Genomic DNA, 19522 nt, shown 5'->3' with positions numbered 1-19522 from the left:
CCGATGGTCATGCCCAACCAGGGTTGTCTAGTGTGACTTATATCGCAATAACAGTACTTAACGATCTCTGGGCTTGATGTTTGGTCCCGCTGTTGCGGGTGCGGCGAACCCCGGCCTGTACTGGGGGATCGGCGGGGTCGGGGTGACCCGGGACGGCCCCGGGTCGTGGCGGGCGGGCTGCCAAGCAATCACGTGCATCTATCGACGGACGGTGCCCCATGGGCTACGTTCCGAGAGCAGTCGATGACACGGGGTGATCTTTTGAGCCGCGCTCTGGCCACTTCTGGACGTCTATTTCACGAGAGAGGCGGATCTAGCGGGCAGCCGTACGGCTGGCCACAGCTTCCGAGCCACCGGCTTCCCGGCACCCCGTCATGACGGCCCGACACGTCATCCTGGGCCTGCCGACGCTCGCCACCGGCGGTCTCTCCGAGAACTGGCTGTTACGCGAGTGCGGCGACCTGCACTGGTCCCTGATCGGCGAGCACTTCGGCACCTCGGTGACCAAGCTCGCCGACTCCGACGGCACACGACTGCTCCCCGCCTTCGTCCGGGTCCGGCACACCGCGAGCGCCTCCTTCGCCTCGTTCGCCGAGCTGGACGAGGGCGAGATGACCGGCCAACTGACCAGGCTGGACGACCGCCGTTTCCTGTCCGACATCCGCTTCACCACCGGGACGGCGCACGTCGACGTCCGGTTGCTCACCGTCTTCGTCCGCCGTTCGGACCGCAACTGGCTGGTCCCCGGCGTGCCACAGGTGCCCGGCTGCCTGCCGGTGCGCGAGCCGACCGCCGACCAGCTCGACTTCCTGCACGACTTCCAGACGCACGGTGGGCGGGAGCCGGGTGGATCCGGCCTGCACACCGAGCGTTACGAACTCAATCCGGTCGTGGACGTCAACGCCCTCGGCCTGCTCTACTTCGCGTCGTACCCGCACATCAACGACCACGGCGAGCGCCGGTACCTGCACTCGCTGGCACCCGGCGGCGAGTGGGCCACGGCCGCCGCCACCGTCAGCCGCGACATCGTGTACCTGGCGAACTGCGGGGCCGAGGACGCGGTGCGGTACCGGCTCGACGACCTTCGGCTCGAACGCGGCCACCGGGCGGTGCTGGCCTCGACCCTGCTACGTGAACGGGACGGCAGGCCGCTGGCCCGGATCGAGACCGTGAAGGTGTTGCGCGGTGGCAGCGTGTTCGGCAGCCTCTGGGGCGACCACGTCGCCGCCACCGGTCCCGCCGCGCTGCCGGCGGACACCGGCCCCGAGACGACCGACCTGGACGCGCTGCTGCTGCCCCTGCTCGAACGGGCGTTGGACCGGCCCGCCGGCACCCTGGCCGCCGACGACGACCTACGCCGGTACGGCCTGGACAGTGTCGCGCTGGCCGAGGTCGTGGCGCTGGCTGAGGGCGAGCACGGTCTGCGGATCGATCCCAGCGCCATGTTCCAGGCATTCACCGTCGCCGCCATGGCGCGGGTGATCCGCGGCGAGGACCGCGACCCGGAGCCGATCGCCGCCGTCACGGCCGTGCCGCAGCCGCAGAGCACCGCCCCGATCGCGGTGATCGGCATGGCAGGGCGCTTCCCCGGTGCGGCGGGCGTCACGGAGCTGTGGGACCTGCTCGGCCGGGACGAGGACGCGATCCGCGACATCCCGACCGACCGCTGGGACACCGCCGCCCATCCCGGACTGGTGGGGCGGGCGGCGCTGCTCGACGACATCCGCCGTTTCGACCACGAGTTCTTCGCCGTCAGCCCCCGTGAGGCCGCGCTCATGGACCCGCAGCAGCGGCTCATGCTCGAGGTGACCTGGGCGACGGCCGAGGACGCCGGACAGGACCCCAGCACGCTCGCGGGCAGCCGGACCGGCGTCTACACCGGGGTCTGCCACTCCGACTACGCCGCCGTCCTGGCCGAACACGCCGGGCGCGACGAGCCGCACCTGAGTGTGGCGGTCTCACCGTCGCTGGTGGCCAACCGTGTCTCCTACGCCCTGGGCCTGCGCGGCCCGAGCGTCGCGGTGGACACGCTCTGCTCGTCGTCGCTGGTCGCGGTCGCCAACGCCGTCGCGGCGCTGCGGGCCGGCGTCTGCGACCAGGCCTTCGCCGGCGGGGTGAACGTGCTGTGCGACCCGGGACGGCACGCGGCGTACCAGCGGGCCGGTGTACTGAGCCCGCGGGGGCGGTGCCACACGTTCGACGACGCCGCCGACGGCTACGTCCGTGGCGAGGGGGCGTGCGCGCTGCTGCTCAAGCCCCTCGACCGGGCACTCGCCGACGGGGACCGGGTGCACGCGGTGATCCGCGAGGTCGCGGTCAACCACGGCGGCCAGGCCCAGTCGTTCACCGCGCCCAACCCGGACGCCCAGGCCGACCTGCTGGTCAGCGCATACACCATGGCCGGCGTCGACCCTACGACCGTCGGCTACCTGGAGGCACACGGCACCGGCACCCGGCTGGGCGACCCGATCGAGGTCTCGGCCATGGTGACGGCCTTCCGCCGGTTGTACGCCCGCAGCCCGCAGCCGATGCCGCAGCTACCGCACTGCGGGATCGGCTCCGTCAAGACCAACATCGGTCACCTGGAAGCCGCCGCCGGCATCGCCGGAATGATCAAGGTCATCCTGGCGATGCACCACCGGACCCTCCCCGCCACCCGCAACGTCCGCCGGACCAACCGGATGATCGACCTGGCCGGATCGCCACTACGCCTCCAGGTGCACCGCGCCGCCTGGGAGCCCCCGCCCGGTGGCGGCCCCCGCCGGGCCGGGGTCAGCTCGTTCGGGATGGGCGGCACGAACGCCCACGTGGTCCTGGAGGAGGCACCGCCCACCGCCGACGCGCCGCCCACCGGCCGGGTGACGGTGCCGGTGTCGGCCCGTACCCCACAAGCCCTGCGGGAAGCGGTCGCCGCGCTGCTGAACGTGGTCCGGTCCCCCCAGGCACCCCCGTTGGCCTCGATCGCCCGGACGATGCGCACCGGGCGTGCCGCGCTGCCCTGCCGGGTCGCCGTCACGGCGGCTGACCTCGGCGAGTTGGCGGACGGACTCGCCGCCGTCCTCGACGCCGGGCCGCCCGCCGGTGACGCCCCGGTCGAAGGCCCGGTGCCCGCCGCACCCGTGGTCTCCCTACCGACCTACCCGTTCCGCCGGGACCAGCACTGGGCCGCGCCCACCGCGACGCCCGAGTTCCTGACCGCGCTCTGGCGGGACGCGCCACCGCCCACGCTCGCCCCGCAGGGCCGCCTCCTGGTCGTCACGACGGACCCGGACCTGGCACCGGCCCTGTTCGGCGACGACGCCGTCGCACACCGGCCCGGGGACCCGTTGCCCGCCGTGGACGGCCTGACCGGCCTCGCCGACCTGGTCGACTGGAGCGAGCCGGGCGCGCTGGTCACCGAGCGGATCGAGCTGCTGCGTGAAGTGCTCGGCCGGCTGCCGCGTACCGGGCTGCGCTGCCTGCACGTCAGCGGTGCCCGCCGGTCGGTGCTGGCCGGCTTCTACCGCGCCCTCTCCGGAGAGCTGCCCATGGTCGTCTCCCGCACCGTCCGGGTCGACGGCGACCGGAGCGACCTGGCCACCGCCGTCGCGGCCGAGCGTGCGGCCGACGACCGCGAGACCGAGATCCGGTACGTCGGCTCCCGCCGGCAGCGCCGCGTGGTCGGATTCGCCCGACCCACCGGCCCCGACCCGCTGACCAACCTGGGCGAGGGTGCCGTCCTGATCACCGGAGGCACCGGCGCGATCGGCCTGCGCCTCGCCGCCCACCTGGCCGATCGGGGCGCACGACACCTCGTCCTGATCGGTCGCTCCCCGCTGCCCGTCCGCAGCCGTTGGGTGTCCCTCGCCGCCGCCGGGTCGACCGATCCGCTGCTGCGCGCCCGCCTGACCCAACTGCTGGCGCTCACCGACCGGGGCGTGACGCTCTCCGTCCACACCCATCCGCTGGACGACGTGACGTCGCTACGTCGACTGATGAACCGGGTACGGGGCACCGCAGGCGACCTCACGACGGTCATCCACTGCGCGGGGGTGATGCACGCACCACAGTCGTTCCTGACCCGGACCCGGGACGAGACAGCCGACGTGCTCCGGCCGAAACTCGCCGTGGAGACACTCTGGGCGGCGCTCGGTGGCCGGCTGCCGCGGCTGCTGGTGCTGTTCTCGTCGATCGCCGCCTCGTCTCCCCGACTGGCCGGCGGGCACCTCGACTACGCCGCCGCCAACGGCGTCCTCGACGATTTCGCCGAGGCGCACGCCGACGAACCCCGGTGCCTGGTCCGGTCGCTGCGGTTCCCGCTCTGGCGGGGCATCGGAATGGGGGAGCGGCAGACCAGCGCCGGGAGCGACCTCGGCATCCCCGACCTGGACGAGGCGGAGGCGCTACGCCTGTTCGACCTGGCGGTGCGGGTACCGGACGAGCCGGTCCTGCTGCCCTGCCTGACCCACCGTGCGGGCGTACCGGCCGACGAGTTCCTCCGCGCGCCCCGCCCCGCCGCCCCGCCGCAGCCGGCACCGGTCCTCGGCCCGGGGGAGACGGCACCGGTCCTCGACCCCGGGGACGCACCGAGGCCGGACGGCATCGACTGGCTGCTCGACGTGGTGGCCCGGACGACCCGTACCGAACGCTCCCTTCTGCGACCCGAAACGAACCTCGTCGACCTGGGCGTGGACTCGCTGCTGATGGCCGAACTGGTCCGCGACCTCGAGGTGGCGGTCCGCGACGCCGTGGACCCCAGCCTGCTCCAGGAACATCCGACGCTGGCCGGGCTCGCCCGGGCCCTCACCACCCGCAGCACGCGCCCCCCGGCGGCCCGTCCGGCCGTGCTGCCCGCACCCACGCCCGTCCCACCCGGCGCGCCGGTGCGGATCGCGGTGATCGGGATGGGGTGCCGGCTGCCCGGTGCCGCCGACCCGGGACAACTGTGGCAGGCACTGCTCGCCGGGCGGGACATGGTCGGCGACGTGCCGCCGGACCGGTGGGACGTCACGGCACTCTATCGGCCGGGTGGCGGCCCAGGGCTGAGCCAGAGCCGGTGGGGCGGCTTCCTCGACGACGCGGCCCTGTTCGACCCGGCCTACTTCGGCTTCGACGACGAGACGGCGCGGCAACTCGACCCGCTGGTGCGCAAGACGCTGGAGGTCGCCGTCGAGTGTGTCCGCGACGCCGGATACACCGACGAGGAACTGCACGGCCGCCGGGTCGGCGTCTTCGTCGGCAGCCGGACCGGCAACCACCGCACCTACCTGCGCCCGCTGACCCGCGAGTCCATCGTCGGGATCAACCAGAACTACATCGCGGCGCACGTGTCGCACTTTCTCGACCTGACCGGCCCGAACCTCGTCGTCGACAGCGCGTGCTCCTCGGCGCTGGTCAGCGTGCACCTGGCGGTGCAGAGCCTGCTGCTGGGCGAGTCCGAGCTGGCCCTGGCCGGCGGTGTCGACCTGCTGCTCGACGAGGAGCCGTACCTCATGCTCAGCGCCGGCAGCGCGCTGTCGCCGACCGGCCGGTGCCGCACCTTCGACGAGTCCGCCGACGGGTTCGTTCCGGGCGAGGGCGCCGGGCTGGTGCTGCTCAAGCGGCTCGACGACGCGCAACGCGACGGCGACCGGGTCCTGGCGGTCATCGAATCCTCAGGCGTCAACAACGACGGGCGCACGATGGGCCACACCACCCCCAGCGGTCCTGCCCAACGGGCCCTGATCACCGAGGTGCTGGCCCGCGGCGGGATCGACGCGCGCACCATCGGGTACGTCGAGGCGCACGGCACGGGCACCATGATCGGCGACCCGATCGAGTTGCAGGCGCTGACCGCCGTCTACCGGAGACACACCGACGACCGGGCCTACTGCGGCATCGGCAGCGTCAAGAGTTCGATGGGCCACCTGCTCAGCGCGGCGGGAATCGCCGGATTCATCAAGGCCGTGCAGACGCTCCGGTACGGGCTGATCGCCCCGACCCTGCACTGCGAGCGGCCCAATCCACGGTTCGCGTTCGCCGAGTCGCCGTTCTTCCCGGCGCGCACGACGACGCAGTTGCCCGCCGGCAGCCGCGTCGCGGTCAGCGCATTCGGATTCGGCGGCACCAACGCCCACGTCGTGCTCGGCCCCGGCGCACCCGAAGGGACCGGTCGGGCTCCGCTCGCGCCGCCCACGTACCGGCGTCGTCGGTTCTGGCCCCGCGACACCGCCACCCGGACGGGCCCGGCCCACCCCGTCGCGACACCGCTTCGACCGGCGCGACTGGACCTGACCGTCACGCCCGTCACCGCCGAGCACGCACCGACCCCCCGCGTCGAGCCGTCCCCACCGGCAGGCCACCGGGTGGACCTTCCGGCCGTCAGCTGCCGTCTGCGGGTGACCGGGAACCATCCGATCGTCGACGACCACCGGGTCCACGGGGTGCGCACCCTGCCCGGGGTCACCTTCCTCGACATCGTGTACCGCCTGCTCGACGGGTGCGGCATCGAGCCGGGCGGTGTCGGGCTCAGCGACGTCCTCTTCGTCAGCCCGCTGACCACCGGTGGGGACGTCGACCGGGAGGTCACGGTCGCGCTGGAACCGGACGGCGAGGTCGTGCGGGTCACCGCCACCAGCCGGCGGGTCGCGGATGGTGTCCCGGCCGACGACACCACCACCCACCTCCGGGCCACCGTCCGTACCGGCCTGCCGGCCCTGACCGGGTCGGCACCACCGGCGGGAACCACCACGCCGCGCGACGTCGGCGAGGTCTACGCGACCGGCAGGTCCGTCGGAATCGAACACCGTGCCTTCATGCGCTGCCACGGCACGCTGCGGGTCGAGGCGGACACGGTGGTGGCGCAGCTCGCGCTCGGCACCGCGGCACGGGCCACGGTGGACGACTTCATGCTGCACCCCGCGCTGCTCGACGGGTCCACCATGCAGGCGTACGCGCTGGCCTTCGCCGGTGCCGACGCCGACGCACGGCCGCTGATCCCGCTGCACATCGGGGAGTTCCGGGCGACCCGACCCCTCGGTGACGGGTGCACCGTCGCGGTCCGGCTCGCCCCGGCGGGACCGGCCGCCGACATCGTCAGGGCGGACATCGATCTGTACGACGGATCGGGCGTGCTGTCCGCCCGCTTCAGCGACCTGGTCTTCAAGCGGGTCCGGTCCACCGAGGCGATCACCCGGCTCACCACCCCGGCGGCCGCGCCGGCACCTCCCGTGACCACCGCCGCGTCCGGAACGGACGGCTCGCTGCACGCTGAGATCATCGCCATGGTCCGGCAGGCTGCCGGCGACCCGGACCTGCACGTCGAGACCGACTGCGGCTTCTACGACCTCGGCCTGGAATCGACGCACCTGCTGTCGCTGGTCCGTTCCTTCGAGCAGCGGTGGGGCATCGCGCTCTATCCGACGTTGCTGTTCGAATACCCCACCGTCGACGCGGTCGCGGAGCACCTGGCCGGCCTCGTCCCGGCCGCTCCGCCGGGCGGCACGACGCCGGCACCGTGCGACGACGCCCCGGACACCACCGTATGCGTGACCGGCGAGTGGTGCGGCGCGGTCCGGCCGGACGTGCCGTCGATCGGACCGCTGGTCGTCATCGGCGATGCCCCGCTGCGGCCCGACCAGATCGTCGTCCGGCGCGGCCCGGCCTTCCGGCGGTGCGGCGACCGCGAGTACGAACTCCGCCCCGGTGACCGGACCGACCTGCAAGCCCTGCTGGCCAGCCTCCCCACCGCCCCCGGGGCGGTCGTGCACGTCGGGCCGCCGGCCGGCGACGACCTCCCGGCGGCGGTGGAGACCGCGTGCCGCGAGATGCTGGCGATCGCCCAGGTGTTGCTGGCCGCCCCGGTGCCCGTCGTGCACGTGGCGCAGCCCCTGGTGGCCGCGGCGGTGGCGGGAATGGCCCGCACCATCCGACTCGAACAACCGCGCCTCACGGTGACCGTGGTGGAGTGCGCGGGCGACCCCGACCCGCAGGCCGTGCTCGCCGAACTGGCCGATCACGGTGAGACCTGGGTCCGGCACGAGGCCGGCCGGTTCGTACGCCGCTACCGGGACGTGACCCCCGGCGACGGGCAGCCGCCGCGGCCCGGTGGCGTCTACCTGATCACCGGTGGGGCCGGTGGCCTCGGCCGGGCGCTCGCCACGTCCCTCACGTCGCGGGGCGCCACCGTGGTGCTCGCCGGGCGTAACCCGGCGCGGGAGTCGCCGGCCGCCGAGTTCGTCCGCGCCGACGTCACCGTGGCCACCGACGTGCGGCGGCTGGTCGACGGGATCATCGCCCGGCACGGCCGGCTCGACGGGGTGGTGCACGCCGCGGGTGTCCTGCGCGACGGCCTGCTCGCGGGGAAGTCCCCGGACGACCTGTCGGCGGTGCTGGCACCGAAGGTGCGCGGCACCGTGCTGTTGCACGAGGCGACCCGGCACCTCGACCTCGACTTCTTCGTCGCGTTCTCCTCGGTGACCGGGGTGGCGGGCAACGTCGGGCAGGCGGACTACGGGGCGGCGAACGCCTTCGTCGACGCCTACGCACGCGAGCACGGGCTCACCTCCGTCGCCTGGCCGCTGTGGGCGGACGGGGGCATGCGCACCGACCCGGCCACCGAGGCGGTGTTCCGCCACCAGGGGCAGACGCCCCTGCCGACCGCGACGGGTCTCGCGGTCCTCGACGCGATCCGGGACCGCCGGGGCACCGAGATCATCGTGCTGCACGGCCGACCCGACCAGGCCCGTCGGGCACTGGGCCTGCGCGAGCCCGCCACCCCCTCGGCGGTCACGACCGCGGCACCGCCCACGGACGGCTTCCGTACCTCCCCCCTGCCGACGTCCGGGGAACCTGACCGGGCCGCCGCGGGCGGATCCGGGTCGTCCGACCGGGACATCGCCGTGATCGGCGTGGCGGGCCGCTACCCGATGGCTGCGGACCTCGACCGGTTCTGGGCGAACCTGCTCGACGGACGCGACTGCGTCACCGAGATCCCGCAGCAGCGCTGGCGGCTGGACGGCTTCTTCGCCCCGGAGCCGGCCCCCGGGCGTTCGTACAGCAAGTGGGGTGGATTCCTCGACGGGATCGACGAGTTCGACCCCGCGTTCTTCCGGATCACGCCGCGCGAGGCCGAGGGCATGGACCCGCAGGAGCGGCTGTTCCTGCAGGTGGCATGGCACGCGTTGGAGGACGCCGGGATCACCCGCACGGCCGTCGCTGGCCGAGCGGTGGGCGTGTTCGCCGGAGTCATGTTCACCCAGTACCAGATGCTCGGCCTCGGCGCCGAGGACCGACTACCGGTGCTACCGACGTCGTTCGCGTCGTCGGTCGCCAACCGGGTCTCCTACTTCCTCGACGCGCGCGGCCCCAGCCTCGCGGTCGACACCATGTGCTCGTCCTCGCTGACGGCGCTGCACCTGGCCTGCGAGAGCCTCCGCTGCGGGGAGAGCGGGCTGGCGCTGGCCGGCGGGGTGAACCTGATCGTCCATCCGTACAAGTACCTGCACCTGAGTCAGGTCGGGTTCGTCTCGTCGGACGGGCGGTGCCGGGCCTTCGGCGCCGGCGGCGACGGGTACGTCCCGGGTGAGGGTGTCGGTGTCGTCGTCCTGAAACCCCTCGCGGACGCCGTGGCGGACGGGGACCGGGTGCTCGCGGTGATCAAGGGCAGCGCGGTCAACCACGGCGGACGCGCCAGCGGATTCTTCGTCCCGAACCCGTCGGCACAGGCCGACGTGCTCAGGCGGGCGCTACGCCGCGCCGGGGTCGACCCGGCCACGGTGAGCTACCTCGAGGCGCACGGCACCGGCACCGCCCTCGGCGATCCCGTGGAGATCTCCGCCCTCAGCCAGGTCTTCGGTGCCGGGACCACCCGGCTCGGCTCGGTGAAGTCGGGCATCGGCCACCTGGAATCCGCCGCCGGGATCGCCGCGTTCACCAAGGTGCTGCTGCAACTGCGGCACCGCACGCTGGTGCCCTCGCTGCACGCGCGCCCGGCGAACGAGGCGATCGACTGGGAGCACTCACCGCTCAGCGTCCAACAGCAGACCGAACCGTGGCACAGCCCGGGTGGTCTGCCCCGCCGGGCCGGGATCAGCGCGTTCGGCGCCGGGGGCAGCAACGCCCACGTCATCGTCGAGGAGTACCCGCAACCCACCCCGGAAACAGGCACCGGGCCGCAGGTGGTGCTGCTGTCCGCACGTACCCCGCAGGCCCTGCGCCTGCTCGCCGAGCGGTACACCGAACTGCCCGCCGGGGACCGGCTGACGGAGCTGGCCGACGCGGCCGGGCTCAGCGACGCCGACCCGGACGCCTCCTTCGAGGACCTGGGTATGGACGCGGACGATCTGCGCCGGCTCATGCAGGCGGTGGCCGCCCGCAGCGACGGGCGGGTGCCCCGGATAGACGCCCAGTCCAGCCTGGCCGCGGTGGCCCGGGCGCTGGGCGGTGGCATCCCGCTCGCGGACGTCGCCTACACCACCCAGGTGGGGCGCGACGCGATGGTCGAGCGGCTGGCCGTGGTGGCCACCGACGTCGAGGAACTGCGGGCGGCGCTGCGGGCCTTCCTGACCGGTGACGAGTCGCGGGTCCACCGGGGCCGCGCCACGACGCCGGCCACCGCGCCCGTGTCGACCGACCCGGACGCCCTGGCCGCGGCCTGGGTGACCGGTGCCGCCCCGGACTGGCGGGCGCTGCACCGCGAACGGCGGGCACGCAAGGTCGCCCTGCCCGGCTACCCGTTCGCCCGGGTGCGGTGCTGGGTCGGAACGGACACGGACGCGACCGGTGCCGTCGACGCGACCGGTGCCGCCGACGCCATCCGTGCCGTCGACGCGACCGGTGCCGCCGGCACGGGCGGTGAGGCCGGGGCCGACGGGGCGGCACGACACCGGGAGCCGGTGCCGTGCGACGCCGACGTTCCGTCGTGGGAGGTGTGCGCCAACCCCGAGCCGGTGCCCACGCACGGGCCCGTTCTGGTGCTCTACGCGCCCGGACGCGAGAGGCTGGCGACCGGCCTGGCCGCCAGACACCCCGGCGCGCAGCTCGTCGAACTCGGCGGCAGCGTCACCGGCGACCCGGGAGTGATCTACCTGCTCACCGGGTCGGCGCCCGCCGTCGGCACCGAGACCGCGCGGGTCGCCGACGGCGAGGCGGCCGGGGTACACGCGCTGGCCGCCTACGCCCGTCGCTGGGCGCACCTGCCCGAGCTGCACTGGATCGTGGTCACCGTCGGCGCGGCCGCCCCGCCCGGACGGCAGGTCACGGACCCCTACGTGGCCGGGGTCCTCGGTTTCACCAGGGTGCTGGAGAACGAACACCCGGGCTGGTCGGTCGCGGCTGTCGACGTCGACCCGGCCCACGTGTCCGCCGGCCTGCTCACCCCGGCCCGGCGCGGCACCCGGGTCGCCTACACCGGGGCGACCCCGCACCGGCTGACACTGCGTCCGGCCCCCACCCCGCGCGGTCCCGATCTGCTGCGCCGCGGCGGCCGCTACCTGATCGTCGGTGGTGGCGGCGGGATCGGCCTGGCCCTCGCCCGGAAACTCGTGACGGACCGGGGCGCGGAGGTGGTGCTGGTCGGCCGCCGGGAGCGACCCGACCTCGCGGCCGAGCACGGGATCCGCTACCTGCGCGCCGACGCCCGTGACGTCGGGCAGCTCGCCACGGTGCTGGAGCGGGCGGGCACGGTGCACGGGATCATGCACGCCGCGATGGTCCAACGCTCCCGGCTGGTCCGCGACCTCACCGACGACGATCTCGTCGAGAGCCTGGGCGCCAAGTCCGGCGTCGCCGCCGCCCTGATCGACGCCATCGGCGCGCGGGAACTCGACTTCCTGCTCTTCTTCTCCTCCGCCCAGTCCTTCCTCGGCGAGCCCGGCCTGGGCAACTACGCTGCCGGCTCCACCTTCCTGGACGCCTACGCGCACGCCCTCGACGGGCGTCTGCCGTACCCGGTCCGGGCCATCAACTGGGGCTTCTGGGGGACGGTCGGTTCGGTCGCCACCGACCGGCACCGCGCCGAGTTGACCGCCGCCGGTTTCCACTCCATCACCGCCGAAACCGGTTTCGGCACGCTGACCGAGGCGTTGCGCCGACCGGCTCCCCAACTCGTGGTGGTGCCCGGCACCGCCGCGTTACGGGAGCGGATGACCGCCAGCGAAGGGACGACAACGGTCGTGGCCGCCACCGACGGATTGACCGCCGCCGAACGGATGGTCGTCGACGACTTCCACGCCGTCGACGGGCAGCTGACCGCCATCGCCCGCAGCGCGCTGCTGGCCCTGCTGCACGAGATGCACGCCTGGCGCGGACCCGACCCGGACGCGACCGAGGTCGCCCGCCGGGTGGGTGTCACCGCCCGCTACGAGCGTCTGCTGCACACCCTGCTGACCATGCTCGCCGACGGCGGTGTGCTCACCGTCCACGAGGGTAGGTTCCGGCCCGACCCGGCCGCGCTCACCGACGCTCTGGCCGGCGGTCACGGCGCACGCCTCGACGCGCTGGCCGCCGCGAACCCCGACTCCGCGGTCTTCGTCGAGTTGCTGCGTCGCTGTCTCGACCACTACCCGGAGCTGCTCCGCGGCGAGCTGCTCGCCACGGACCTGCTGTTCCCCGCCTCGGGCACCACCGCCATGGAACAGATCTACCGGGGCAACCCGATCAGCGACCTGTACAACGACCTGCTCACCGCACGGCTGCTGGAACACGTCGACCACCGCCGGGGACGGCTGCGCCCCGACGACCGGATCCGGATCCTGGAGGTCGGCTCGGGCACCGGTGGCACCACCGCCGGTCTGCTGCATGCCCTGGCCGCCCACGGCGAGCACCTGGAGTACTGGTACACCGACCTGTCGGTGGCCTTCCTGGCGCACGGTCGCCGCGAGTTCGGCGGGCGGTACCCGTTCGTGCGGTTCAAGCGGCTGGATCTCGACACCGACCTGGTCGCCCAGGGGTTCCCCGCAGCCGGATTCGATCTCGTGGTCGGGGCGAACGTCCTGCACGCCACCTCGGACGTGAGCCGCGCGGCCCGGCACCTGCGCGCCGTGCTGCGCCCCGACGGGCAACTGCTGCTCAACGAGCTGACCACGGTCACCCTGGCCGCCACCGTCACGTACGGACTGTTCGACGGCTGGTGGGCACACACCGACACCCGGCTGCGACTGCCCGGGTCACCGCTGCTGAGCGTATCGGGCTGGGACGCGGTGCTCAGCGCAGCCGGCTACGCCCGGGTCCGGGCGGTGCCCGGGGAGGCAACGACCTCCCGGAACTTCCAGCACGTCATCGTGGCCGCCGCCGCGGCACCCGTCGACGAACCGGCACCGGCACCCGGGCAGGTCGCGGCACAGGCCCCGGCACCCGACGACGCCCCGTTCACCGCCGAACTGCTGGCGCTCACCGCGGCGGCCTCCGGAATCCCCGTCGAGGATCTCGACCTGGACACCGAGATCGGGGACTACGGGTTCGACTCGGTCAGCTACAGCCTGCTCGCCGGGCGGCTCAACGACACCTTCGGCTTCGACGTCACGCCCGCCCTGTTCTACGAGACCGCCACCCTGCGCGCACTGGTCACCCGGCTGGGGCGGGACCACGCCGCACTGCTGCGCGACCGGTACCCGCAGGCCGTACCGGAGACGGCGCAGCCCGACAGGCGGCCGGAGCCCGCACTGCGGACCGGGGCCGACGACCACATCGCGGTGATCGGCCTGGCCGCGCGACTGCCCGGCAGCCCCGACCTGGACGCCTTCTGGAACAACATCGTGGCCGGTGCCGACCTGGTCGGCGACGTACCCGCCGACCGGTGGGACTGGCGGTCCCTGCCCGACGGCGTGCACGCCCGGCGCGGCGGCTTCATCGGCGACGTCGACCGGTTCGACCCGCTGTTCTTCGGCATATCGCCGGAGGAGGCCGACGGCATGGACCCCCAGCAGCGCCTGCTGCTGGAGGGGGTGTGGAGTGCGCTGGAGGACGCCGGGTTGCCGCCGGGCACCCTCGCCGGTCGACCGGTCGGGCTGTTCGTCGGCGTCGGATCCAGCGACTACGACGAGATCCGCCGCCGCTCGGGCCGACCCGTCGACGCGTACGCCGCCACCGCGACCGCGCACTCCATCCTGGTCAACCGGGTGTCCTACCTGCTGGATCTGCGCGGCCCGAGCGAGCCCGTCAACACCGGCTGTTCGAGTTCCCTGGTGGCGATCCACCGTGCCGCCGCGGCGCTGCGTGCCGGGGAGTGTGACGTCGCGGTGGCCGGAGGCGTCAACCTGATCCTGTCGCCGCACAACCATGTGCTGCTCAGCCGCACCGGCATGCTCAGCCCGTCCGGGCGCTGCCAGGCGTTCGACGCGCGGGCCGACGGTTTCGTCCGGGGTGAGGGGCTGGGCCTGGTCGTGCTCACCCGGGCCGGCGCGGCGGGTCGGCACCTGATCCGCGGGCTGCTGCTGGGCTCGGCGGTCAACCACGGCGGTCGGGCCCGGTCGCTGACCGCGCCCAACCCGGCCGGACAGGCCGCGATGATCGTGCGCGCCTACACGGAGGCGGACGTCGATCCGGCCACCGTGGGATATCTGGAGACCCACGGCACCGGCACCGAGCTGGGCGACCCGGTCGAGGTCAACGGGCTGCGGATGGCCTTCGACGAGCTGGCACGCCGCCACGGCCGGCCGCTGCCCGACGACCCGTTCTGCGCACTCGGCGCGGTCAAGGCGAACATCGGCCATCTGGAGTCCGCCGCGGGCGTGGCCGGACTGGTCAAGGTCCTGCTGGCGATGCGGCACGGCGTCCTGCCGCCGGTGGCCGGGCTCGCCGAACCGAACCCGCACCTGCGGCTGGACGGCGGCCCGTTCCAGCTGATCCGCGAGGCGACGCCGTGGCACCGGCCGCCGGGCGGCCGCCGCCGCGCCGGGGTCAGCTCCTTCGGGTACGGCGGGGTCAACGCCCACGTCGTGGTGGAGGAGCCGGCCGCCCCGGGCGTCCCGGCGGCGTCGACCGGCCCGTGGGTGTTCCCACTGTCGGCCCGCACCGCGCAGGCGCTGCACCGCTACGCGCTGGCGCTGCGTGCCGCCGTGGACACCGACGTCGACCTGGCGGACGTGGCGTACACGCTGCAGCACGGCCGGGACGCCATGACCGTGCGGCTGGCGGTGACCGCCGCGGACCGGACGACGCTCGTCGCGGCCCTGACCGCGGCGATCGACGGCACCGCCCACGCCGCGCTGGCCCACCCCGACGGCGTCACGGCGGCCGACCGGTGGACGGCCGGCGCCGACATCGACTGGCCGGACACCGGCGGCACCCTGATCCCGCTACCCACCTACCCGTTCGAACGGCGTCGGTGTTGGACCGACCCCCGGCCGGAGGCGGTTGCCGGGCCCGGTGAACCGGCGGTCAGCTACGCACCGCGCTGGCGGCAGATCGCGGACATGGGAACCCACCTGCCGGCGACCGGGACCGTCTGGTTGCTCGGCGACGGCGACTACCCGGCCGCCGACGTGCACCGGGTCACCTCCGCGTCGCTGGACTCGCTGCCCACACCCGCCGTGGTGCACGCGGTCGTCACCGGCGGCGAGCCGGCCGTCCTGCACCTGTTCCGGGTGATCCGGCATCTACAGACCCGGCCCGGTGGCGCGGGCGACCTCACGCTGACCGTGGTCACCCGGGCCGCTGCCGCGGTGGACGGACCGGTCGTCGACCCGGTCGCGGCGGCCGCGCACGGGCTGGTGAAATCGACCCGCCGCGAGTGCGAGCGGTGGCGGGTCAGCGCGATCGACGTCGGCCCCGGCGACGCGACGCTGGTCGCGGCCGCCACGCCCGGCGACTACGCGCTGCGTTCGGGCCGCTGGTACCGGCGGGTGCTCCAACCGCTGCACGACGCCGGTACCCGTCCCGTGTTCCGCGACGGCGGGACGTACGTGCTGGTCGGCGGGGCCGGGGATGTCGGCCTGGACGTGGCCGAACACCTGGTCCGCAGCCACCGCGCCCGGGTGGTGCTGGTCGGGCGGACCCGCCCTGCGGGCGAGCGGGCAGCCCGGATCAGCGCCCTCGACCCGACCGGGACCCTGGTGGAGTTCCAGCAGGCGGACGCCCGCGACGCCGACCGGATGCGGGCGGTGTTCGACCGGCTCGGCGTGGTCCACGGGGTCGTGCACGCGACCACGGTGGCGCGTGACCGGTCGCTCGCCGCGCTGGACGAGGACTGGTTCGTCGAAGGGCTCATCGCGAAGACCCGGACCACGCTGGCCGTGGCCGAGGCGATCGGTGACCGCCGGTTGGACTTCTTCGCGATCTTCTCCTCGCTCCAGTCGTTCCTCGGCAATCCGGGCCAGGCCACCTACGCCGCCGCCTGCACCGCCCAGGACGCCATCGGCCACGCGCTCGCCGCCCGGCTGCCGTACCCCGTCCGGGTCCTGAACTGGGGACCGTGGTCGGGCTCGACGCTCACCGAGCGGCACCGGGGCCGGTTGGCCGCGGCAGGTTTCCATCCGCTCCCGCCCGGTACGGGCATCGAGGTGCTGGCCGGCGTGCTCGACCGGCCGGAGATTCAGGTGGTGGTCATGTCGGGCACCGAGAGCGCCCTGAACGGGATCGGCGTGGAGACGACGGGCCAGGCACCCGTCGTCTGGGCCCCGGAGCCCTGGCGGGAGACGGTGGCCACCGAGCTGCTGGCCATGGTGCGTGCGGTGGCCGGGCTCAGCGTGGCCGAACTGGGCGAGGACGACCAGCTCAACCGGTTCGGCTTCGACTCCATCATGTACACCAGGCTCAGTCACCAGGTGAACGTGCGATGGGGCCTGGACGCGACCCCCGCGGCGTTCTTCGGGGTGTCCACCGCCAGGGAGCTGGTGGCGAAGATCCTCGACGAGTACGGGGCGGAGCTGGCCCGCCACCACCGTCCCCCGACCCCGGCCGCGCCGACCCCGGCCGCTGCGGTCAGCGTGGCCCCCCGGATCGCCGGTCCGGCCGTGCTGACCGGGCCCGCCCCGGACCCGCAGCCGACCGCAGCGGACGGGGTGGCGATCGTCGGAATGGCCGGCATGCTGCCCGGCTCCGACGACCTGGACGAGTTCTGGGCCCACCTCGTCGCCGGCGACGACCTGGTCACCGAGATTCCGCCGGACCGCTGGGACTGGCGGCGCATCCACGGCACCCCCGAACCGGGCGAGTTCCGCACCACCGCCCGTTGGGGCGGCTTCCTGCGCCGGGTGGACCTGTTCGACGCCGAGTTCTTCGGTGTCTCACCCACCGAGGCGACCGCGATGGACCCACAGCATCGTCTCGTCCTCGAGGCGGCCTGGACGGCGATCGAGGACGCCGGCATCCGCCCCAGCGACCTCGCCGGCACCGACACCGGCGTGTTCGTCGGCAGCAGCACCTACGACTACTTCGAGCTCCAGCACGCCCTGGCGGTGCCGCTCGACGGGTACCAGACCGTCGGCCGGGCGCACGCGATCCTGTCCAACCGGGTGTCGTACCTGCTGGACCTGCACGGCCCGTCCGAGACGATCGACACCGCCTGCTCGTCGTCGCTGGTCGCCGTGCACCACGCGGCGGAGGCGATCCGCAGCGGGGAGTGCACGGTGGCGCTGGCCGGCGGCGTCAACGTGATCGCGTCACCGACGCTGTTCGTGGACATGAGCCAGGCCGACATGCTCAGCCCCGACGGCCGCTGCCGGGCCTTCGACGCCCGCGCCAACGGCATCGCCCGCGCCGAGGGCGCCGGCATCGTGGTGCTCAAACGACTCAGCGATGCCCTCGCCGACGGCAACGTCATCCACGGTGTGCTGCTCGGTAGCGCGATCAACCACGGCGGGCGCAGCAACTCGCTCACCGCGCCGAACCCGGCGGCCCAGGCCGCCTGCATCGTCGCCGCGCACCGTCGGGCCGGGACCGACCCGCGCACGGTGACCTACGTCGAGACCCACGGGACCGGCACCGAGCTGGGTGATCCGGTCGAGATCGAGGGGCTCAAGACCGCCTTCCGCCAGCTCTACGCCGATCGTGGGATCGACGGCGGGGGACATCGGGTCGCGCTGGGCGCGGTGAAGAGCAACACCGGTCACCTGGAGGCGGCCGCCGGGGTGACCGGTCTCATCAAGGTGCTGCTCGCCATGCGGCACCGGGAACTACCCGGCAATCCACACCTGGAGACGCTCAACCCGCACCTGCGGCTCGACGGCAGTCCACTGCACGTGCTGCGCGGCAACGAGCCGTGGCGGCCGGCCGTCGACCCGGACGGCGCGGAGGTTCCACTGCGCGCCGGACTGAGCTCGTTCGGTCTCGGCGGCGTCAACACGCACCTGGTCCTGGAGGAGTTCCGTGTCCACCCCGGTGCCGGTCGGCCCGGACCGTACCTGTTCGTGCTGTCGGCCCGGGACGCCGAGCGGCTGCGCGGGTACGCCGAACACCTGGTCCGCTGGGTGCGGGACGCCACCGACGTGGACCCGGCAGCCCTGGCCTACACCTTGCAGACCGGCCGGGAGGTCTTCGCCGAACGGCTCGCCGTGGTCGCGGACGACACCGCCGCCCTGGTGCGACGCCTGACCGGGTGGCTGGCCGGGACGAGCGACGACGGCGTCAGCGTGGGCGACGGCCGGGGGACCGGCACCGCGTTGCTGCTGGACGGTCCCGAGGGACGGCAGTACCTGCGCGCCGTGATGACGGCCGGGAAGCTCGACAAGATCGCCCGGCTGTGGGTGGACGGCGTCGCGATCGACTGGACCGACCTGTGGCCGGGGGAGCCCGTCCGGCGGATCACCGCACCGACCTCCGCCTTCGCCCGGCAGAGCTACTGGATCACGCCCGGACCACGGTTCGACCGGGTGCAGGCCGCGGCGACCGGACTTGTCGCAGCCGACCCGGCCCAGGTCACCGACGCGGTGCCGGAGGCGGTGCCGCCGGACCCGGCACCGGTGACCGCCGTGGCCCCCGTACCGGCGGCGACCGGCACCGGCGGCGACCCGGAGGCGGCGGTGCGCGACCACGTCCGCGACCTGCTCGCCGCGCACCTGGGCATGGACCCGGACCGACTGTCGCCCGACCGGGTGCTCTCCGACGTCGGCGTGGACTCGCTGGGCCTGCGTCGCCTCAGCCGCCGCCTCGGGGCCACCTACGGTGTCGACGTACCGACCCGTCTGTTCAACGTCGGGCAGACCGTCCGCGCCCTGGCCAGGACGATGCACGAGACGTACGGGCCGTTGCCCGCGGCCGTCGCGCCGGCACCCGCCCCGGGCAACGGGATCGGCGCCCTGCTGGCCGGGCTGCGCGACGGATCGGTCAAGGTCGACGACGCGCTGGCCGACCTGCGGTGGGGAAACGGCCGATGAGCCCGGCACTGCGGGACATCCTCGCCGCCGTCGCCGCCGGTGAGCTGCCCGACGACGTCGCCGAGTCGCTGTTGCGCGGCCTGACCGGTCCGGGACCGGAGACGGCCGGGCCATACCCGTTGAGCCGCGGTCAGGCGGCACTCTGGGCGATCCACGCCAGCCGGCCCGGCACCACCTCGTACAACCTCCCGCTGGGGCTGTGGCTGGGTGACGGGGTCGACCCCGGGGTGCTCACCCGGGCCCTGGTCGCC

At 73.9% G+C, this 19522-nt stretch carries 2 protein-coding genes (1 of these 2 cut by a window edge); both read left to right on the top strand.

Annotated elements, in window-relative coordinates:
- Positions 1-374: 374 nt before the first annotated feature.
- Positions 375-19271 (top strand): SDR family NAD(P)-dependent oxidoreductase, encoded by an 18897-nt coding sequence (locus JQX11_RS12675; RefSeq protein WP_204925170.1) that lies wholly within the window; start codon positions 375-377, stop codon positions 19269-19271.
- Positions 19268-19522 carry the 5' portion of a non-ribosomal peptide synthetase gene (locus JQX11_RS12670; RefSeq protein WP_204925169.1) on the top strand. Its footprint extends 4329 nt past the window's final position, so 255 of the gene's 4584 nt are visible here — the first part of the coding sequence; the start codon lies at positions 19268-19270; its stop codon lies off the right edge, out of view. The genes JQX11_RS12675 and JQX11_RS12670 overlap by 4 nt, the downstream gene beginning before the upstream one ends.

The organism is Micromonospora humida (assembly GCF_016901255.1).
Taxonomy (GTDB): Bacteria; Actinomycetota; Actinomycetes; order Mycobacteriales; family Micromonosporaceae; genus Micromonospora; species Micromonospora wenchangensis.
Note: the sequence above shows the minus strand (reverse complement) of the source record. Positions and strands in the feature narration are given on the sequence as shown.

Excerpts from the sequence above, each read along its gene's own strand:
- JQX11_RS12675 (WP_204925170.1), top strand. The coding sequence starts at position 375 with ATGACGGCCCGACACGTCATCCTGGGCCTGCCGACGCTCGCCACCGGC.